Origin of the sequence: Janthinobacterium sp. SUN073 (assembly GCF_030397665.1) — a bacterium.
Classification (GTDB): domain Bacteria; phylum Pseudomonadota; class Gammaproteobacteria; order Burkholderiales; family Burkholderiaceae_D; genus Janthinobacterium.
In genome coordinates this window covers 1-18,174 of sequence record NZ_JAPUBT010000012.1, presented here as the reverse complement: position 1 = coordinate 18,174, position 18,174 = coordinate 1, and the positions used below count along the sequence as shown (strand labels likewise).

Annotated in this window: 21 protein-coding genes; 17 read left to right on the top strand and 4 right to left on the bottom strand. The window is 60.4% G+C overall.

What is annotated here, in order from left to right:
* Window positions 1-37 precede the first annotated feature (37 nt).
* From coxB to O0882_RS24390, 6 genes are read left to right on the top strand one after another with little or no spacing between them, the layout of a single operon-like run.
* Complete coding sequence (gene coxB / locus O0882_RS24415) at window positions 38-1,246, top strand: cytochrome c oxidase subunit II (protein ID WP_289952276.1); 1,209 nt, start codon at window positions 38-40, stop codon at window positions 1,244-1,246.
* 13 nt (window positions 1,247-1,259) lie between these two features.
* Window positions 1,260-2,864 carry a cytochrome c oxidase subunit I gene (ctaD, locus tag O0882_RS24410; protein ID WP_219330106.1) on the top strand — a complete coding sequence of 535 codons (1,605 nt, stop codon included), beginning with the start codon at window positions 1,260-1,262 and terminating at the stop codon, window positions 2,862-2,864.
* A gap of 51 nt (window positions 2,865-2,915) precedes the next feature.
* Entirely contained in the window at window positions 2,916-3,032 is a 117-nt protein-coding gene (locus tag O0882_RS24405) for a cytochrome oxidase small assembly protein (protein WP_217494223.1), read from the top strand.
* A gap of 1 nt (window position 3,033) precedes the next feature.
* Window positions 3,034-3,606 (top strand): cytochrome c oxidase assembly protein, encoded by a 573-nt coding sequence (locus tag O0882_RS24400; RefSeq protein ID WP_081344910.1) that lies wholly within the window; start codon window positions 3,034-3,036, stop codon window positions 3,604-3,606.
* Between the two features lie 9 nt (window positions 3,607-3,615).
* Window positions 3,616-3,822 carry a DUF2970 domain-containing protein gene (locus O0882_RS24395; protein ID WP_034749002.1) on the top strand — a complete coding sequence of 69 codons (207 nt, stop codon included), beginning with the start codon at window positions 3,616-3,618 and terminating at the stop codon, window positions 3,820-3,822.
* 41 nt (window positions 3,823-3,863) lie between these two features.
* Window positions 3,864-4,724, top strand: coding sequence for a cytochrome c oxidase subunit 3 (locus tag O0882_RS24390; protein WP_289952273.1), 861 nt, complete (start codon window positions 3,864-3,866; stop codon window positions 4,722-4,724).
* A 198-nt stretch (window positions 4,725-4,922) separates the two neighbouring features.
* On the opposite strand, the gene O0882_RS24385 is transcribed toward O0882_RS24390, so the two are convergent.
* On the bottom strand, window positions 4,923-5,123 hold the full coding sequence (locus O0882_RS24385) for a twin transmembrane helix small protein (RefSeq protein ID WP_034748996.1): 201 nt from the start codon (window positions 5,121-5,123) through the stop codon (window positions 4,923-4,925).
* A 36-nt stretch (window positions 5,124-5,159) separates the two neighbouring features.
* Between O0882_RS24385 and O0882_RS24380 the strand changes: the two genes are divergently transcribed.
* The 6 genes from O0882_RS24380 to O0882_RS24355 are packed head-to-tail and all read left to right on the top strand — an operon-like array spanning window position 5,160 to window position 10,328.
* Window positions 5,160-5,912: an SURF1 family protein gene (locus O0882_RS24380; protein WP_289952270.1), complete on the top strand. Its 753-nt coding sequence runs from the start codon at window positions 5,160-5,162 to the stop codon at window positions 5,910-5,912.
* Between the two features lie 28 nt (window positions 5,913-5,940).
* Window positions 5,941-6,522 (top strand): cytochrome C oxidase subunit I, encoded by a 582-nt coding sequence (locus tag O0882_RS24375; protein ID WP_289952436.1) that lies wholly within the window; start codon window positions 5,941-5,943, stop codon window positions 6,520-6,522.
* Window positions 6,523-6,540: 18 nt separating this feature from the next.
* A complete protein-coding gene (locus O0882_RS24370; protein WP_289952434.1) occupies window positions 6,541-7,716 on the top strand; it encodes a COX15/CtaA family protein in 1,176 nt (391 codons plus the stop codon).
* Window positions 7,717-8,616: a heme o synthase gene (cyoE, locus tag O0882_RS24365; protein ID WP_289952269.1), complete on the top strand. Its 900-nt coding sequence runs from the start codon at window positions 7,717-7,719 to the stop codon at window positions 8,614-8,616. It abuts the gene before it with no gap.
* Entirely contained in the window at window positions 8,613-9,206 is a 594-nt protein-coding gene (locus O0882_RS24360) for an SCO family protein (RefSeq protein ID WP_289952268.1), read from the top strand. Before cyoE ends, O0882_RS24360 begins: the two co-directional genes overlap by 4 nt.
* 42 nt (window positions 9,207-9,248) lie before the next feature.
* Window positions 9,249-10,328 carry an AI-2E family transporter gene (locus tag O0882_RS24355; protein WP_289952267.1) on the top strand — a complete coding sequence of 360 codons (1,080 nt, stop codon included), beginning with the start codon at window positions 9,249-9,251 and terminating at the stop codon, window positions 10,326-10,328.
* Here the strand turns inward: O0882_RS24355 and O0882_RS24350 are convergent.
* The 3 genes from O0882_RS24350 to nhaR form a co-directional block, all read right to left on the bottom strand.
* A complete protein-coding gene (locus tag O0882_RS24350) occupies window positions 10,325-11,665 on the bottom strand; it encodes a hemolysin family protein (RefSeq protein ID WP_289952265.1) in 1,341 nt (446 codons plus the stop codon). The genes O0882_RS24355 and O0882_RS24350 overlap by 4 nt on opposite strands.
* Window positions 11,666-11,795: 130 nt before the next feature.
* On the bottom strand, window positions 11,796-13,130 hold the full coding sequence (locus O0882_RS24345) for an MFS transporter (RefSeq protein WP_289952263.1): 1,335 nt from the start codon (window positions 13,128-13,130) through the stop codon (window positions 11,796-11,798).
* Between the two features lie 124 nt (window positions 13,131-13,254).
* The gene (nhaR, locus tag O0882_RS24340; protein ID WP_289952262.1) at window positions 13,255-14,169 is read right to left on the bottom strand and encodes a transcriptional activator NhaR; all 915 of its coding nucleotides are present in this window, start codon (window positions 14,167-14,169) and stop codon (window positions 13,255-13,257) included.
* A gap of 115 nt (window positions 14,170-14,284) precedes the next feature.
* Here nhaR and O0882_RS24335 point away from each other — a divergent pair, with 115 nt between their 5' ends.
* The 5 genes from O0882_RS24335 (at window position 14,285) to O0882_RS24315 (ending at window position 17,985) form a co-directional block, all read left to right on the top strand.
* The gene (locus O0882_RS24335; protein WP_289952260.1) at window positions 14,285-15,358 is read left to right on the top strand and encodes a DUF475 domain-containing protein; all 1,074 of its coding nucleotides are present in this window, start codon (window positions 14,285-14,287) and stop codon (window positions 15,356-15,358) included.
* Between the two features lie 131 nt (window positions 15,359-15,489).
* A complete protein-coding gene (locus tag O0882_RS24330) occupies window positions 15,490-16,065 on the top strand; it encodes a TerD family protein (RefSeq protein ID WP_071079413.1) in 576 nt (191 codons plus the stop codon).
* A 185-nt stretch (window positions 16,066-16,250) separates the two neighbouring features.
* The gene (locus O0882_RS24325; protein ID WP_289952257.1) at window positions 16,251-16,946 is read left to right on the top strand and encodes a TIGR00266 family protein; all 696 of its coding nucleotides are present in this window, start codon (window positions 16,251-16,253) and stop codon (window positions 16,944-16,946) included.
* Window positions 16,947-16,980: 34 nt separating this feature from the next.
* Window positions 16,981-17,562, top strand: a complete 582-nt coding sequence (locus O0882_RS24320) for a TerD family protein (protein ID WP_100428966.1) — start codon at window positions 16,981-16,983, stop codon at window positions 17,560-17,562.
* 204 nt (window positions 17,563-17,766) lie between these two features.
* A complete protein-coding gene (locus tag O0882_RS24315; protein WP_086139074.1) occupies window positions 17,767-17,985 on the top strand; it encodes a YqaE/Pmp3 family membrane protein in 219 nt (72 codons plus the stop codon).
* The last annotated feature ends 189 nt before the right edge of the window (window positions 17,986-18,174 follow it).

Here is an 18,174-nt window from a genome sequence, read left to right as displayed (position 1 = left end):
TTTAAAATATCATTATTTTTGGGTGGTTGGGGAAAACATGACACATGCAAAGCGACTTCAATCGTTGCTGCTCGGGCTGTCTTTGACAGCGTTTGGCATCGGGCGATGGGCCACGGCGGCACCGGCTGCCAGCACCTATCCCGGCACCGGCGGTCCCGTGCCGTTCGAAATGAATCTGCAACCGCCGGCGACACAGATCGCCCATGAAATCTACGATTTGCACACCCTGATGATGATCATCTGCCTGGTGATTTTCGTGGCCGTGTTCGGCGTCATGTTCTATTCCATCTTCAAGCACCGCAAGTCCCTGGGCCACAAGCCGGCCACTTTCCACGAAAGCACCACCGTCGAGATCGCCTGGACCGTCGTGCCTTTCCTGATCGTCATCGGCATGGCCCTGCCTGCCACGCGCACCGTGGTGGGCATGAAGGACACCTCGAACGCCGACATCACCATCAAGGCCACCGGCATGCAATGGAAATGGGGCTATGACTACCTGAAAGGCGAGGGCGAAGGCATTTCCTTCCTCTCCAACCTGGCCACGCCGCGCTCGCAAGTGGGCGCACCTGGCGTGCCGCCGACGGAAAAACGGGGCGAAAACTACCTGATCGAAGTCGATAACGAAGTCGTCGTGCCGGTCAACAAGAAGATCCGCGTGGTACTGACGGCCAACGACGTCATCCACGCCTGGTCCGTGCCCGCCTTCGGCGTCAAGCAAGATGCGATTCCCGGTTTCGTGCGCGACACCTGGTTCAAGGCCGACCATATCGGCACCTTCCGCGGCAATTGCGCCGAGCTGTGCGGCAAGGAGCACGCCTTCATGCCCATCGTCGTCAAGGTCGTCTCGGCAGATGACTACAAGGCCTGGGTTGATGTAAAACAAAAGGAAATGGCGGCACTGGCGGATGATCCGAGCAAGGTGTGGACCATCGACGAGTTGAAGGTCAAGGGCGAGAAAGTGTATACGGCCAACTGCGTGGTCTGCCACCAGGCAACCGGCAAGGGCGTGCCAGGGGCATTTGCGCCGCTGGACGGCTCGGCCGTCGTGAACGGTCCGAAAGCGGATCAGATCCATGTCTTGCTGAACGGGCAAAAGAGCGGCAAGTATCCCGCCGAGATGCCAGCCTGGAAACAGCTGTCCGACACGGAAATTGCCGCAGTGATCACTTACACGCGCAATTCCTGGTCGAACAAGGCCGCAGAGAACATCGTTCAACCAGCCGAAGTCGTGGCTGCACGCAAGTAATTAGGAGCCGTATATGAGTACTAGCACGAGCACTAGCACCTTGGATCACGCCGGTCACGATCACGACCATGCCCACGACCACCCGACCGGCTACCGCCGCTGGCTGTTTGCCACCAACCACAAGGATATCGGTACCCTGTACCTGTGGTTCTCGTTCATCATGCTGCTGTCGGGCGGCGTGCTGGCCCTGATGATACGCACGGAACTGTTTCATCCAGGCTTGCAATTTTTCCACCCTGAATTCTTCAATCAACTGACCACCATGCATGGCCTGGTGATGGTGTTCGGCGCCATCATGCCGGCCTTCGTCGGCTACGCCAACTGGATGATCCCGCTGCAAGTGGGCGCATCCGACATGGCCTTTGCCCGCATGAACAACTTCTCGTTCTGGCTGCTGCCGCCGGCCGCGCTGCTGCTGGCCACGTCCTTCCTCGTGCCGGGCGGCGCCACCGCCGCCGGCTGGACCCTGTATGCACCGCTGTCGACGCAGATGGGCCCTGGCATGGACATGGCGATTTTTGCCATGCACCTGATGGGCGCCTCGTCCATCATGGGCTCGATCAACATCATCGTCACCATCCTGAACATGCGCGCCCCTGGCATGACCCTGATGAAAATGCCGATGTTCTGCTGGACCTGGCTGATTACCGCGTATCTGTTGATCGCCGTCATGCCCGTGCTGGCCGGCGCCATCACCATGACCCTGACGGACCGCCATTTCGGCACGTCCTTCTTTAATGCGGCTGGCGGCGGCGACCCCGTCATGTACCAGCACATCTTCTGGTTCTTCGGCCATCCCGAGGTCTACATCATGATCTTGCCGGCCTTCGGCATCGTCTCGCAGATCCTGCCCGCGTTTGCCCGCAAGCCATTGTTCGGCTATGCCTCGATGGTCTACGCTACCGCTTCCATCGCGATTCTGTCCTTCATCGTCTGGGCGCACCATATGTTTACCACCGGCATGCCGGTGACCAGCCAGCTGTTCTTCATGTACGCGACCATGCTGATCGCCGTGCCCACAGGCGTGAAAGTGTTCAACTGGATCGCCACCATGTGGAAGGGGTCCATGACGTTCGAGACGCCGATGCTGTTCTCGGTCGGCTTCATCTTCGTCTTCACCATGGGCGGCTTCACGGGCCTGATCCTGGCGGTGACGCCGATCGACATCCAGCTGCAGGATACCTATTATGTGGTGGCGCATTTCCACTACGTGCTGGTGGCCGGTTCGCTGTTTGCCCTGTTCGCCGGCTTCTACTACTGGTCGCCGAAATGGACGGGCCATATGTACAACGAGACGCGCGGCAAGATCCACTTCTGGCTGTCGCTGATCACGTTCAACGTGACCTTCTTCCCGATGCACTTCCTGGGCCTGGCCGGCATGCCGCGCCGCTACGCCGACTATCCGGCGCAGTTCACGGACTTTAATATGATCGCCTCGATCGGCGGCTTCGGCTTTGGCCTGATGCAGGTGTACTTCCTGTTCTTCGTGGTCTTGCCGACCATCCGCGGCGGCAAGGCTGCGCCAGCGAAACCATGGGAAGGCGCGGAAGGCCTGGAATGGACCGTGCCGAGCCCGGCGCCTTTCCACACGTTTGAAACGCCGCCGACAGTGAAGTGAGGTATCCCGGGCCGGCGTGTTGCGCGGCCCGTCTTGAATAAAGTGCCTGTCATGACCGAAGTGAAAACTGAGCGTAAAAAACCGAACAACCTGCGTACCGGGCTGATCCTGGCCGCCCTGGCGGCCTTCTTCTTCCTGTCCGTATTCGTCAAGCGCATGTGGCTCTGACGTGACGACACCCCACCAACAGGAAACACGCGGCCTGAACCGCAAGATGCTGGGCAAGCTGATCGTCATTGCCGTGCTGATGTTTGGCTTTGGCTATGCCCTGATTCCCGTCTACAAGCAGATTTGCGAAGTGATGGGCATCAACGTGCTGACGCAAAAAGATGGCACCGTGGCCTACGACAACAATACGCAGGTCGACACGACGCGCAGCATCACCGTCGAGTTCGACGGCAATGCGCAGGGGCCATGGCGCTTCCGCCCGACCGTGTCGAGCATGCAAGTGCATCCGGGCGAACTGGTGACCGTCATGTATGAAGTGGTCAACACGCAAAACCGCGTCGTCAACGCGCAAGCCATTCCCAGCTACGCGCCGCAGAGCGCCACGCCGCATTTCAAGAAGGTCGAGTGCTTCTGCTTCAAGCAGCAGACCTTGAAACCGCACGAAGCGCGGCAGATGCCGGTGGTGTTCTTCCTCGACCCGGCCCTGCCGAAAGAGGTGAAGACCATCACCCTGTCGTACACGTTTTTCGAGATTGCCGGTCTGAGCCAGGCTCAGACGCCGGCCGTCCAATAGGAGAGTGCCATGGGCGAATCCAAGCAACCTGAAAAAGCGTCGTTCCTGTATTCGTTGCGCGCCGTCGTGTGGTCGTTCACGGGACTGCGCCGCAAGAGCGATTTCGACACGGATTCGGCCAAGCTCAATCCCGTGCACATCGTCATCGCCGGCTTCCTGGTAGTGGCTTGCCTGATCGGCATCCTGATTTCGATTGTTAAATTCGTCGTTTTATAAATTATAAAAAAACCACCCTATAAGTTTTTGAGGAGATGATGATGAGTTCCAACCACGCCGCCGTACCTTATTATTTCGTGCCCGGCCCGTCGCGCTGGCCCATGCTGGGCGGCGCCAGCCTGCTGCTGACCATGATCGGCGCCTCGGCCTGGGTCAACGACGTCTCCTGGGGGCCGTACGTGAATTACCTGGGCATCGCCGGTATCCTGCTGGTGCTGTACTTCTGGTTCGGCGACGCCATCAGCGAATCGGAGCAGGGCCTGTACAGCGAGCGCATCGACCACTCCTTCCGCTGGAGCATGAGCTGGTTCATCTTTTCGGAAGTCATGTTCTTCGCCGCCTTCTTCGGCGCCCTGTTCTATGCGCGCAGCATTTCCATGCCGTGGCTGGCTGACCTCGACCACAAGGTGATCTGGCCCGACTTCGCCGCCCACTGGGGCAATACGGGCCCGGCCGGCACGGTGCAGGAATTTACCACCATGACGCCGTTCTGGATTCCGACCATCAATACGGCTTTGCTGCTGACGTCCGGCGTCACCCTGACCATTTCGCACCACGCGCTGCGCGCCGGCCACCGCGCCATGACGGCCCTGTTCCTGTTCGCTACCATCGTGCTGGGCGCCATCTTCATGGGCTTCCAGGTCTACGAATACATGCACGCCTACAGCGAACTGAATTTGAAATTGACGTCGGGCATCTACGGCGCCACCTTCTTCATGCTGACGGGCTTCCACGGCTTCCACGTGACTTTGGGCGCCATCATGTTGTCCGTCATCCTGTACCGCGTGCTGAAAGGCCACTTCACGCCCGACCACCACTTCGGCTTCGAAGGCGCCGCCTGGTACTGGCACTTTGTCGATGTCGTCTGGCTGGGCCTGTACGTGGTCGTGTATTGGTTATAATGGCGGGGCAGGGCGCGCGCCGTTGAAGGGTGCGCCTGCACCATAAAAAAAAGCCGTACCGGGAGATCCTGGGTACGGCTTTTTTCTTAGTTTAAGAATTTTGCTAACCAAGCAACGTCGTTAGCACCGGGGTCAGTCCCTGCGGGATCGGAATCCGCCCCATTGAGGCGCATTCCCCCGCGGGTCTGACCCCAGCATTTAATGTATTCCCGTCGGCTGGATATAGCCGAGCTTGTGCGCCAGCAGGATCAGCAAAAACAGAGTGATCGACAGCCCCACGCGCAGGGCCAGTGCCTGCACGGTGCGGTTGCTCTTGCCCTTGTCGCGCATGAGGAAGAACAGGGCCGAGCCCAGGCTGCCCAGGATCAGGATGAAGGCAATGGCAACGAGGATTTTCATGGATGGTAGCGCCCGGCTTGAGGAGGTTTCATTGTAATGCGTATCCGCTTCCATTTTAGATGGATTCCATTTGTTGTAATGCTGCTACTGGTGGCCCTGGGGGTCTCTCTGGCGCAATGGCAGCAGCGCCGTGGCGACGAGAAGCTCGCCCGCGCCGCCAAACTCGAAGCGGGCAACCAGGCCGCGCCGCTGGCATTGACGGCCGCGCCCCTGCTGCCGGCCGATGCGCAAGCGATCGAATACCGCCGTGTCACCGTCACGGGCCGCTTCGTGCCCGCCTGGACGGTGTACCTGGACAACCGCCCTTACAAGGGCCAGGCCGGCTTCCATGTACTCACGCCATTCCAGATTGACGGTTCCGCCATGCACGTGCTGGTGGCGCAGGGCTGGTTGCCGCGCAACAATGCCGAGCGTACGCGCATTCCCGACTACGCCACGCCCACGGGCACGGTGACGATTGCCGGCATCGCGCGCCTGAACGCGGGTCACGTGATGGAACTGGGCACGGCGCCGGCCCTGGCGCCGCACGCCATCGTGCAAAATGCCGATATCGGCCAGCTGGCCCGGGCCAGCGGCCTGGCCTTGCAGCCCTTCCTTCTCGAACAAACAGCCGACCCGACATCGGCAGCGGCGCCAGCGGCCAGCGCGCTTCCCGTGCGCGACTGGCCAGCGCCCGACTTGGGCGCCGACAAGCACCGCGGCTATGCATTCCAGTGGGTCGCACTGGCACTGATGGCTTTTCTATTTTTTGTCTTTACAGGATTTCGACGTGCAAACAAACAGCCCTGAAGCAACGCAAGACAGCCCCGAGAAACAGATGCAGAACAGCGGACGCTGGAAACTGCTGGCCGTGGTGGCCGTGTGCGCCTTTCCCATCATCGCTTCGTATTTCACGTATTACATCATCAAGCCCACGGGCCGCAACAATTACGGCGCCCTGATCGACCCCCGTTTGCACCCGATACCCGAAGCCCAGTTGCAGGTGACGGAACTGGACGGCAAGGCGGCGCCATTGGCGCAATTCAAGGGCAAGTGGGTGCTGCTGCAAACGGGGCCGTCCGATTGCCAGGAAGCGTGCAAGAAGCAATTGTTTGACATGCAACAACTGCGCCTCATGCAAGGCAAGGAACGCGAGCGCCTGGAACGGGTCTGGCTGGTGACGGACGCTCAGCCGCTCGACACGCTCGTGATGCGCGAATTCGACGGCACCAGCATGCTGCGCGTGAATAACGACGCCTTGACAGCGTGGCTGCCCGTGGAGGCGGGGGGCAAGACCAGCGACCACCTGTATTTGATCGATCCGCTGGGCAATTTGATGATGCGCTTCCCGAAAGACGCGGACCCGAACAAGATCAAGAAAGACATCGCCAAGCTGCTCAAAGCTTCGGCGATCGGTTGAGGAGTCTGCATGCCGACGATGCATCTCTCCGCGCTGGCCCAGCTGGGCTTGACGGGTCTGCTGGTGGCGCTGCTGCCGTTGACCATGGTGTGGGTGTCCGCGGACGCCAATAAATACCGCAAGCTGGTGTGGATCGCCGTCTTTTTAACGGTCGACCTGATCATGTTTGGCGGTTTTACGCGGCTGTCCGATTCCGGCCTCGGTTGTCCTGACTGGCCAGGCTGTTATGGCTCGGCCAATCCATTCCTCGCGCACGAGCACATCGTGGCGGCGGAAACCCTGATGCCGACGGGTCCCGTCACGGTAGTAAAAGCGTGGATCGAGATGACGCACCGCTACCTGGCCATGGCCATTGGCGTGCTGATCGTGGCGATGATGGTGCAGGCGTGGCGCCAGTGGCGCAAAAGCAAACGCGAGGAATTCGCCCCGGCGCTGCCGACGGCGCTGTTTTTGTTCGTCTGCCTGCAGGGCGCGTTCGGTGCCTGGACGGTGACCCTGAAACTGCAGCCGGTGATCGTCACCATCCACTTGCTGCTGGGCATGGGCTTGCTGGCCATGCTGACGTGGCTGGGCGGGCGCCAGGACCATGCCGTCCAACCCTTGCTGCGCGCCGATGCGGACGCTGCCGTGCTGCGCCCCGTACGCGCGCTGGCCGTCATGTCGCTGATGCTGCTCACCGTGCAGATCGCGCTGGGCGGCTGGGTGAGCACCAACTACGCCACCCTGGCCTGCACGGATTTTCCCCTGTGCGGCGGCAAAGTCATTCCGGAGATGGATTTTGAACACGGTTTCCATTTGTGGCGCGAGCTGGGCAAGACGGCCGCCGGCCACTATTTGCCATTTTCCGCGCTGACGGCCATCCACTGGGTGCACCGCAATTTCGCCTTCATCGTGGCAGCTGGCATCGGCTACACCGTGTTTCGCGCATGGAAACTGCCATCCCTGCGCGGCACGGCCCGCTGGGTCGCGCTGGTGCTGGCCCTGCAGGCTGCCACGGGCCTGGCGACGATTTACCTGAGCTGGCCATTGTCGATTGCCGTCCTGCATAACGGCGGCGCGGCGCTGCTCGTGTTGTTGCTGACCATGTTAAACTACAAGGCTAAATTCCAACTCGATGTTGCGCGCACTGTTCAGCGCGCTTGCGCCTCCGCGCCAGTGCCCTCGGCACCAGCCAGTCCTTCCCGTACCGCATAAATGACTACTCAGACCATCAGCCGTAAACCTTCCCCCCGCATCGCCCAGTACTGGGCGCTGACCAAGCCGCGCGTGACGCAACTGGCCGTATTTTGCGCCGTCATCGGCATGTTCCTGGCCAGCGAGGAGTTGCCCGACTGGCGCGCGGTGGTGTTCGGCACCATCGGCATCTGGCTGCTGGCTGGCGCCGCGTTTGCCGTCAACTGCCTGGCCGAGCGCGAAATCGATGCGCGCATGGCCCGCACGGCACGCCGCCCCATGGCCATGGGCGACATCACGGTGAAACAGACGGTGGTGTTCGCGCTGGTGATCGGCGGCCTGGGCATGGCGATCTTGTACAACCTCGTCAATCCGCTGACCATGTGGCTGACCTTTGTCACCTTTGTCGGCTATGCCTTGATCTACACCATGGTGCTCAAACCCGCCACGCCGCAAAACATCGTCATCGGCGGCCTGTCCGGTGCCATGCCGCCCGCACTGGGCTGGGCCGCCGTGGCCAACGACGTGCCAATGCAGGCGTGGCTGCTGGTTCTGATTATTTTTGTCTGGACGCCGCCGCACTTCTGGGCGCTGGCCATGTATCGCCGCGACGACTACGCGCGCTCGGGCTTGCCCATGCTGCCCGTCACGCACGGCATGCAATTCACGCAATTTCACGTCTGGCTGTACTCGATCGCGCTGGCCGCCACCACCTTGCTGCCGTTTGCCGTGCGCATGAGCGGCCTGATCTACCTGGCCTCGGCCGTGCTGCTGAACGCCGGCTTCCTGTATTACGCGTGGAAGATGTACCGCCACTACACGGACTTGATCGCGCGCAAAGCGTTTACGTATTCCATCATTTACCTGGCATTGCTGTTCGCGGCCCTGCTGGTCGACCACTATATTCCCCTCGGCATATGAAAAAATATCTGACCCTGTTGTTGGCGGCCGCCCTGGTCGCCGTCCTCGCCGGCTGCGGCAAGCCTGCCGCGACCAAGATGGAATTCAAGAATACGGACGTGACGGGCCTCGGCTACGCGCGCGAGTTCGCGCTGACGGACCACACGGGCCACCCGCGCACCCTGGCCGATTACAAGGGCAAGCTGGTGCTGATGTTCTTCGGCTACACGCAATGCCCGGACGTCTGTCCCACGACCATGGCCGACATGGCGCAGGTGATGCAGGCAATGGGCCCGCAAGCGGAGCAGGTGCAAGTGCTGTTCGTCACCGTCGACCCCGAGCGCGACACGCAAGCCTTGCTGGCGCAGTACGTGCCCGCCTTCGACAAGCGCTTCGTCGGCCTGTATGGCGATGCGGCCGCGACGGCCAGGGTAGCCAAGGAATTCAAGGTGTATTACGCCAAGGTCGAGGGCGAAACGGATAGCAGCTATACGGTCGACCACACGGCCGGCACCTATGTGTTCGACCGCGAAGGCAAGATCCGCCTGTTCGTGCGCCACGGCGAAAAACCTGCCGCCATCGCGCACGATCTTAAACTTCTGCTATCCTGACCCGGTCGCGCCCCCGGGCGCCATCTTCAGGATTTGCAGTACATGGACAAACGTTTCGAGCCCCACGCCCGCCTGGCAGCCATCATCTTCTTGCTGATCGGCTGCTTTTTCGTCTTGCGGCCCTTCCTGGCCGCCATGCTGTTTGCCGCCTGCGTGGGCATTTCCAGCTGGCCCCTGTATCTGCTGCTGCTCGAGCGCCTGAAAGGCCGGCGCAACTGGGCGGCGTCTATCATGACCGTGTCGCTCATTCTCGTTATCGTGCTGCCGCTGGCCCTCGTCACCTACAACCTGGCCGACAATGTCTCGCGCGTGTACGAGCAGATCCGTGTCGCGCTGGAATCGGGCGGCCTGCATCCTCCCGCCTGGCTGGCCAGCATCCCCGTGGTGGGCGAAACCATCGATGGCTATGTGCGCCGGTTGCTGGAAGACCGCGAGGAATTATTGAATTTGGGTAAGACCATGCTGGAGCCGGCGCGCCATTTTCTCGCCTCCGGCGGCATCTTGCTGGGCACGGGCCTGGCGCAGACCAGCCTGGCCGTGTTCGTCAGCTTCTTCCTCTACCGCGACGGCCAGCAACTGAGCCGTGCCCTGATGACGGGCGCCGGCCGCATCATCGGCGACAGCGCGCCGGGCGTGGGCCTGACCATCAGCCGCACCGTGCGCGGCGTCATGTATGGCTTGCTGGGCACAGCGCTGGCGCAGGCGCTGGTGGCGGTGATCGGCTTTCTGATCGCTGGCGTGCCCGCCGTGGCGCTGCTGGGCGTGGCCACTTTCATCTTTTCGCTGATCCCCGTCGGGCCGCCCCTGATCTGGGGCGGCGCCGCCATCTGGCTGTTTACGGAAGGGCGGACGGGCTGGGGCATTTTCATGCTGGTGTGGGGCGCGCTGTTGATCAGCGGCGTGGATAACGTGGTCAAGCCCATGCTGATCAGCCGCGGCAGCAGCTTGCCGTTTTTGCTGGTGCTGCTGGGCGTGCTGGGTGGCGTGCTGGCCTTCGGCTTCGTCGGCATTTTTATTGGCCCGACCCTGCTGGCTGTGCTATACAGCCTGCTCCAGACGTGGACGGTGGGCGAGACCACCGTGCCGCAGGGTAAAGATACGATTACCTTGAAAAAAGATTAATCGCGCAAGTCCGCGTCGAGGTCGCGTTCCTGCTTCGGGATCACTTTAATCAGCACGATGCGGGGCCCGTTCATCTTCTTGACGACGATGTCGAAGTCGACAAAGGTGATGCGCTGGCCCTGCTTCGGAATATCCCCCAGCTTGACCATGATCAAGCCGCCCACCGATTCCACGTCATCGAGCCCCAGTTCCTCGTTTTCGATATCGATGCCGAGGATGCGTTCGAGCGAAAAGATGGGCAGGCTGGCTTTGCCGATCAGGGTGCCGTCGCTTTGCTTGAGCCAGTCGTTTTCATTGCGGCGGAATTCGTCGCGGATTTCGCCGACCATGGCGCCGAGCAAGTTATCCAAGGTGATGAAACCCAGCGGGCGCTTGCCCTTCTCGCCGATCAGGGCGAAGTGGGGCGCGCCGTCGCGGAAGCGGCGGAACAGTTCCAGCGCCGGCGTGCGCGCGGAAATGATGTCCACCGGACGCAAAAACGGCGTGAGCGAGGTGATCGGCTTGCCCGCCTGCTGGGCAAAGAACAGGTCTTTCAAGTGCACCACGCCCAGCACGTCGTCTTCATTCATGTCGAAATACGGGTAGCGGCTGAAGCGGTTGCGCAGCACCGTGTCGAGGTTTTCTTCCAGGGTGTTTGACGCGTACAGGGCGATCACTTCATTGATCGGGCGCATCAGATCCGACACCGTCATTTGTTCGAAATCGAGCGACTGGGCCAGGATGTTGCGCTCGTCGCGCGTAAATTTTTCGCCGGGCTGGCTGGTGCGCAAGATCAGTTTCAATTCTTCGGACGAGTAATGGGCATCGTGGCCACCCTTGCCGGACAGGCCCGCCATGCGCAGCACCCAGTTGGCGCTGGCGTTGAGCAGGTAGATGGCCGGGTACATGGCCCAATAGAAACCATACAGGGGAATGGCGCTCCACAGGCCGACGGCTTCCGGGTTGCGGATGGCCATCGATTTTGGGGCCAGTTCGCCCACCACAATGTGCAGGAAGGAAATGACGCTGAAGGCAACGACGAACGAGACGCCGTGGATCAGTTCTTGCGAGGTGACGCCGATGGCGCCGAACACGGGTTCGAGCAAGCCGGCAAACGCCGGTTCGCCGACCCAGCCCAGGCCCAGCGACGCCAGCGTGATGCCCAGCTGGCAGGCGGACAGGTAAGCGTCCAGCTGGCCATGCACCTTGGCCAGGATGCGGCCCCGTAGTCCCTGTGTCCTGGCGATGGCGCGGATGCGCGTGCGCCTTAATGTGACGATGCCAAATTCGGCGGCAACAAAAAAACCGTTCAGCGCGACCAGGAAGAGGGCGAGCAGGACTAGCAAGACATTGTGCATGGGGGCGCAAAAGATGGGCTGGTAAAACGTCATCTTAAACGACGAAGGGCGCCATAGCCTAATTTAGCCGCGCACGCCGCCCGTGCAGGCGGGCGCGCGCGGCAGGTTTTTCACGTTTTTTCAGCTATTTTCAGCCCTTGGCCGCCGTTTGCGGTCCGCCGCGCATGGCAAACACCATGACGGCCGAAACGATGGCGGGAATGGCAACGACGAGGAAAATCGTGCTGTTGGGCCAGTTCAGGCGGATCAGCTCGCCACCGAGCACGGGGCCGATGATGGAGCCGATGCGTCCGATGCCCAGGCTCCAGCCGATGCCCGTCGAGCGCAAGGTGGTCGGGTAGTAGCTGGCCGCCAGGGCATTGACGGCCGGTTGGCCGCCCACCACGCAAAAGCCCGCGATGAAGATCGTGATGAAGAGGAAGGCCAGTGACACGTCGGGACGGCCGATCAGGGCAATGGCCACGGCGGCAACGAGGAAGCACGGCAGCAGGATGCGGCGGAAGCTGGAGCGGTCGATCAGCTGGCCCATGACGAGGGTGCCGATGGTGCCGCCCACTTGCAGGGCTGTGCCTGCCAGCACGGCGTTGGCCGTGGACAGGCCCGCTTCCTTGGCAATGGTCGGCAGCCAGTTCGACAGGAAATACAAGTTCAGCAAGTTCATGAAGTTGATGACCCACAGCAAAATCGTCATCTTCGCGCGGCCGCCCGTAAACAATTGCAGCACGGGCGCACCCTTGTGGGCCTTCTCATGCACGACGTATTGCGTGTCGGCCGTGATGTTGACGGTGGGATCGATGCGTTTCAACCACTGCGCCACCTTGTCCAGCTTGCGTTGCTTGAGCACCAGGAATTGCATCGATTCCGGCAGCAGGAAGAACATCAGCACGCCGATCACCAGCGGCACCACGCCGCCCACGTAAAACACGGATTGCCAGCCGAAGGCGGGAATCAGCGCGGCGGACAATAATCCGCCCAGCACGGCGCCCAGGGTAAAGCCGCACGAGACCAGCATCATCAGGGTGACTTTCTTGCGCAGCGGGCTGTATTCGCCGGCCAGCGCCATGGCGTTCGGCATCACGGCGCCCAGGCCCAGGCCCGTGATGAAGCGGATCAGCTGCAATTGCTCGATGTTCGTCGCCAGCGGCGTGACCAGCATGCACAGCGAAAAGAAGATGGTCGAGCCGATCAGCACGGGGCGGCGGCCGAACTTGTCGGCCGTGATGCTGAAGACGAGCGAGCCGACCAGCATGCCCAGCAAGCCCGCGCCAAACACGGGGCCCAGGTTGGCCTTGCTGACATGCCAGTCGGCAATGATGGCGGGCGCCACATAGCCCATCGCCTGTACATCGAAGCCATCCATGATGACGCACAGCCCGCACAGGATCAGCATGCCGATCTGGAAGGAGCCGATCTTGTTGTTATTGATGAGATCGGGAATATCGATCGTCTTGCCTGCCGTGGACATGGTGCCGCTCCTGTTTTTTTATGGTGGTCGCGCCCTTCCGGCGAGGGAGGGGCGCGTGTTTGTCTCAGGCTTCATTACAATCGCTTTTGATTGATTATTCAAACGTTATTTTCGAATGGATTTATCAGGTTTCCTTGTGAATCTTCGGGTGACTCTGGATGGCGGCCAGGATCACGTCCAGCGCCGGGTGCATGATCTTGCGCTCGTTCGAAATCACATAGAACTGTTCGCGCAGGGATGAGGCGTCGCCCACCAGCACGGCGCCGAATTGCTCCTCGATTTCGCCGGCCAGGCTGGCCGGGGCGAAGAACAGGCCCAGGCCCTTGCGGCCGAATGCGTTGAGCATGGCGTTGTCTTCGAATTCGCCGACCACGTCGGGGCGCACGCCCTGCTGCACCATCCATTCGTCGATGCGCCCGCGCAGGGCGTTATTGCGCGCGGGTAGTAAAAAGGGCGCGCCGTGCAGGCTGTGCGGGAAATTGTTGCGGTATTGCTCGGCCAGCGCGGGGATGGCGAACAGCTTCATGGCGCTCTCTCCCCACAGGTGGCTGGAGACGCGCAGGCTGGCGCCGGCCGGCACGGCGCGGTCCGTCAACACCAGGTCCAGCTTGTGCAGGGCCAGGTCGGCCAGCAAGGACTCGAATTCATCTTCCAGGCACACGAGCTTGACGGGCTTGTCCAGGCTGCGCGTGGCGTCGAGCATGCGGTACGCCATCAGTTTTGGCAAGGAATCGGAAATGCCCACCGTCAGGCGCATCTTTTCCGCATCCGTGTCGGCCAGCGCTTCCTGCATCTGTTCGCCCAGCAAAAAAATCTGGTCGGCATAGCCGAGCGCCAGCCGGCCCGCTTCCGTCGGCACCAAACGCCGCCCCTGCGGCTGCAGCAGGGATCTGCCCAGTTCCTTTTCCAGCAGGGCCAGCTGGGTGCTGATGGTTTGCACGGCCAGTCCCAGGCGCTCTGCCGCGCGCGTCACGCCGCCTTCCTTGGCGACCACCCAAAAGAAGTACAAATGGCGGTAATTGAAACCGGTGGTTTTCATCGTGTGGGCCTATCTTCTGTTTTTGCGAAGTAATGCTTCCATTATCTTCCATTTTTAAATGTGTCACATGTCCTTATACTACGTTCCATTGAATTTGGATAAAGGGGAACTATCGATGAAACATTTCAGAGTGTCATTTCTAGTGACATTTATCTGCCTGGGCATTTCCGCCTGGTGGGGTTACACGCATGGTGGCGTGTCGACCATGCTGTCGGCATTGGGCATTGCGGTGATCCTGGGCGTGATGGAAGTCTCGCTGTCGTTTGACAACGCGGTGGTCAACGCCTCGGTGCTGAAGAACTGGGACAAGTTCTGGCAGAACCTGTTCCTGGGCGTGGGCATCATCATCGCCGTCTTCGGCATGCGTCTGCTGTTCCCGCTGGTCATCGTGGCGCAAGCGGCGGACCTGGGCTTGCTGGAAGTATGGAATCTGGCCCTGAGCAATCCGGAACAGTATTCGATGCACCTGACGAATCACCACGCGGAAGTGGCGGCTTTCGGCGGCATTTTTCTGCTGCTGGTGTTCCTGAACTTCCTGCTGGACTCGGAGAAAGAAACGCACTGGCTGGGCCGTATTGAAGAAAAACTGGGCGCGCTGGGCAAGATCTCGTCGATTTCCGTGATGATCGCGCTGGGCACCCTGATGGCCAGCCTGTCGATGATCGAAGAAGGCCAGAAACTGGTGGTCCTGACGGCCGGCCTGTGGGGCATCTTGACCTACGTGGGCGTCGATGTGATCAGCGGCTTGCTGGAAGGCGATAACGGCGACGGCAACATGGGCGACATCATCAAGCGCGGCGGTATCGGCGGCTTCCTGTACCTGGAAGTGCTCGACGCTTCGTTCAGCTTTGACGGCGTGATCGGCGCGTTTGCCATCACCAAGGATGTCGTGATCATCATGCTGGGCCTGGCGATCGGCGCGATGTTCGTGCGTTCGATGACGGTGTTCCTGGTGCGCAAGGGCACGCTCGACGAGTTCGTTTATCTGGAGCACGGCGCGCACTATGCGATCGGTATCCTGGCCGTGATCATGTTGGTCAGCATGAAGTTCCACATTCCCGAGATCTTCACGGGTCTGATTGGGGTGGCCTTCATTCTCGCCTCGCTGTGGTCGTCGATCCGCTACAAGCGCAGGATGGCCCTCGAAGAAGGCCAGACGCAAGCGCTGGAAGCGGTCAAGGCAGTGTAAAGAATGCGCGGCAAACGACTACACCCGTTTGTCGGCAAGTTGTAGCAAGCGCCGCCGCCGGCCTGGGGAGTCAGACCGGTGGAGGGCGCCAGGTGTTTGGTCATACACAACCCACATAGGAGAAATACATCATGGCAATCAGTCTGCAAAAAGGCGGCAACGTCAACCTGAGCAAAGAAGCCCCCGGCATTTCGAAGATGATCATCGGCCTGGGCTGGGATGCCCGCGCCACCGACGGCGCCGCATTCGACATCGACGGTTCGATCTTCCTGCTGAAGGCCGACGGCAAGGTTCGCGCCGACGTCGACATGATTTTTTACAACAATCTGAAGTCGAGCGACGGTTCCGTCACCCACTCGGGCGACAACACCACCGGCGCTGGCGATGGCGATGATGAAACCGTCATCGTCGATCTGGCCACGGTGCCAGCCGAGATCGACAAGATCGCCGTCTGCGTCACGATTCACGATGCCGAAGCGCGCAAGCAAAACTTTGGTATGGTGTCGAAGGCGTACGTGCGTTGCGTCAACGCCAACGGCAACACGGAAATCGCCCGCTTCGACCTGTCGGAAGACGGTTCGGCGGAAACGGCCATGGTCTTCGGTGAAATCTACCGCAATGGCGCCGATTGGAAATTCAAGGCCATCGGCCAGGGCTACAAGGGCGGTTTAGGTCCCCTCGCCGCATCGTTCGGCGTCGGCGTCTAAGGTAGCCACACCAAACCTACTGCGCGGTGCGCTTTGCGGCCGGCGATGCTCACCGTACTAAAGTACGGTTGCGCTTCTCGGTCACAAATCACATCCGCTCGCTACGGTTTTGTGCGGCACCGTTATTCTGTAGTAAGGGCGGTTTAGCCCGACATCACCATCATCGTCAAGGAAGGAACAGTTGAATGCCAGTGTTTACTATTACCGGGGATGTCGATCCGTTCCTGCATGTGTCGCTTGCCAAGGGCGAGAAGATTTATTGCGAATCCAACGCGATGGTGATGATGGAAACCAATCTTGAGCTGAAAGGCAAGATGACTGGCGGCATAGGCGCCGCGCTGATGCGCACCTTTGCCAACGGGGAATCGTTCTTTCAGCAGCATATCGAGGCCATGCGGGGCGACGGCGATTGTCTGCTGTCACCCACCTTGCCCGGCGCGATGCGGGTGCTCGAGGTTGGCGCCCAGCAATACATGATCAGCGACGGCGCCTTCGTGGCGGCCAGTGCTGGTGTGGAATTGAAGGTGCGCACGCAAAGCCTTGGCAATGCGCTGTTTGCCCAGAGCGGTGGTTTTTTCATCACCGAGACGGCAGGCAGCGGCCAGTTGGCGGTGTCCGGTTTTGGCGCGATGTCGATACTGGAAGTGACGCCTGGCAAGGACGTGGTGATCGATAACTCGCACGTCGTGTGCTGGGATAACCGCCTGCAATACGAAATTTCCATGACGACCGGCAGCAGCGGCGGCTTTCTGGGTAACCTGATCAATAGCCAGACCAGCGGCGAGGGCGTAGTACTGAAATTTTCAGGCACGGGAAAAATCCTCGTGTGCTCGCGCAACCGCGCGGCCTTCCTCGCCTGGACCCAAAGCAAGCCGGCGTAATCAAGCAGTAACCAACCTAACAGGAGCTATGCGTATGTCTGTCAATTTGAGCAAAGGCCAGAAGATTTCTCTGGACAAAGAAGCTGGTACCACCCTGACCCGTATCACCATGGGCCTGGGCTGGGATGCGGCCAAGACCAAGGGTTTCCTCGGTTTCGGTTCGAAGACGGAAGCCGTCGACCTGGACGCCTCGTGCGTCATGTTCGATGAAAACAAGAGCACGTCCGACATCGTCTGGTTCCGCCAGCTGAAAAGCAAGGACGGCAGCATCGTTCACACGGGCGACAACCGTACGGGCGCGGGCGATGGCGACGACGAACAGATCAATGTCGATCTGTCGACAGTGCCGGCGCACGTGAAAAGCCTGGTCTTCACCGTCAACAGCTTTACTGGCCAGAACTTCTCGCAGGTGGAAAACGCCTATTGCCGCATCTTGAATGCCAGCAATAACCAGGAAGTCGCGCGTTTCAACCTGTCTGTGCAAGGTAGCCACACGGCACAGATCATGGCCAAGCTGTACCGCCATAACGGCGAATGGAAGATGCACGCCATCGGAGAAAACGGCAACGGTCGCACGTTTGACGACTTAATGCCCCAAATTGCCGTGCATCTATAAAGGTCTGGCCAAATCTGCTGCGCGCCGCGATTTGTGGCCTGTGATGCTCACTGTGCATTCGCACAGCTGCGCTTCTCGGCCGCAACTCGCATTCGCTCGCGACGATTTTGCCAGACTTTATTAAGGAGCAGTACGCAGCGGGCGGGGGACGGACCGGATACCGGCCCTTGTCCGCTGCTCTATTTTGAAGGAGAGTATGTCGTGATGCGATTGCTGATAGCCTTGCTACTTCCGTGTCTCACGTTTTTCATGCTGGGGCGCCCGCTGGCCGGTGCCGCCGCCTTGATCATGCAGTGCACTGTGATCGGCTGGGCGCCGGCGGCCCTGTGGGCCCTGTACACGGTGAACCAGCATAAAACGGAGCAGGAACTGGAAGGTGCGTTAAGCCGCAGCTACATGCGCAGGCGTAGTCGGTTGATCTAGATCAACCGGGCGCCAGGAATCCTTGCGCTAAAGCCCGCACGAGCGATCGTGCGGGCTTTTTTGTGCGCGCTGACCCGTCCTGGAATAAGTTGACACTTTTTCGTTACAGAGAAGGAGTGTCCGATGGAACAAGGGTTTCGACGCAGTCAGCGAGATTACAGCCTGGCTTTTAAATTGAGCGTTGTCGAG

What these genes read in the sequence shown, in the direction of transcription:
- coxB (WP_289952276.1), top strand. Translation starts at nt 38, where the DNA reads ATGACACATGCAAAGCGACTTCAATCGTTGCTGCTCGGGCTGTCTTTG.
- ctaD (WP_219330106.1), top strand. Translation starts at nt 1,260, where the DNA reads ATGAGTACTAGCACGAGCACTAGCACCTTGGATCACGCCGGTCACGAT.
- O0882_RS24405 (WP_217494223.1), top strand. Translation starts at nt 2,916, where the DNA reads ATGACCGAAGTGAAAACTGAGCGTAAAAAACCGAACAACCTGCGTACC.
- O0882_RS24395 (WP_034749002.1), top strand. Translation starts at nt 3,616, where the DNA reads ATGGGCGAATCCAAGCAACCTGAAAAAGCGTCGTTCCTGTATTCGTTG.
- O0882_RS24390 (WP_289952273.1), top strand. Translation starts at nt 3,864, where the DNA reads ATGAGTTCCAACCACGCCGCCGTACCTTATTATTTCGTGCCCGGCCCG.
- O0882_RS24385 (WP_034748996.1), bottom strand. Translation starts at nt 5,123, where the DNA reads ATGAAAATCCTCGTTGCCATTGCCTTCATCCTGATCCTGGGCAGCCTG.
- O0882_RS24380 (WP_289952270.1), top strand. Translation starts at nt 5,160, where the DNA reads ATGCGTATCCGCTTCCATTTTAGATGGATTCCATTTGTTGTAATGCTG.
- O0882_RS24375 (WP_289952436.1), top strand. Translation starts at nt 5,941, where the DNA reads ATGCAGAACAGCGGACGCTGGAAACTGCTGGCCGTGGTGGCCGTGTGC.
- O0882_RS24370 (WP_289952434.1), top strand. Translation starts at nt 6,541, where the DNA reads ATGCATCTCTCCGCGCTGGCCCAGCTGGGCTTGACGGGTCTGCTGGTG.
- cyoE (WP_289952269.1), top strand. Translation starts at nt 7,717, where the DNA reads ATGACTACTCAGACCATCAGCCGTAAACCTTCCCCCCGCATCGCCCAG.
- O0882_RS24360 (WP_289952268.1), top strand. Translation starts at nt 8,613, where the DNA reads ATGAAAAAATATCTGACCCTGTTGTTGGCGGCCGCCCTGGTCGCCGTC.
- O0882_RS24355 (WP_289952267.1), top strand. Translation starts at nt 9,249, where the DNA reads ATGGACAAACGTTTCGAGCCCCACGCCCGCCTGGCAGCCATCATCTTC.
- O0882_RS24350 (WP_289952265.1), bottom strand. Translation starts at nt 11,665, where the DNA reads ATGCACAATGTCTTGCTAGTCCTGCTCGCCCTCTTCCTGGTCGCGCTG.
- O0882_RS24345 (WP_289952263.1), bottom strand. Translation starts at nt 13,130, where the DNA reads ATGTCCACGGCAGGCAAGACGATCGATATTCCCGATCTCATCAATAAC.
- nhaR (WP_289952262.1), bottom strand. Translation starts at nt 14,169, where the DNA reads ATGAAAACCACCGGTTTCAATTACCGCCATTTGTACTTCTTTTGGGTG.
- O0882_RS24335 (WP_289952260.1), top strand. Translation starts at nt 14,285, where the DNA reads ATGAAACATTTCAGAGTGTCATTTCTAGTGACATTTATCTGCCTGGGC.
- O0882_RS24330 (WP_071079413.1), top strand. Translation starts at nt 15,490, where the DNA reads ATGGCAATCAGTCTGCAAAAAGGCGGCAACGTCAACCTGAGCAAAGAA.
- O0882_RS24325 (WP_289952257.1), top strand. Translation starts at nt 16,251, where the DNA reads ATGCCAGTGTTTACTATTACCGGGGATGTCGATCCGTTCCTGCATGTG.
- O0882_RS24320 (WP_100428966.1), top strand. Translation starts at nt 16,981, where the DNA reads ATGTCTGTCAATTTGAGCAAAGGCCAGAAGATTTCTCTGGACAAAGAA.
- O0882_RS24315 (WP_086139074.1), top strand. Translation starts at nt 17,767, where the DNA reads ATGCGATTGCTGATAGCCTTGCTACTTCCGTGTCTCACGTTTTTCATG.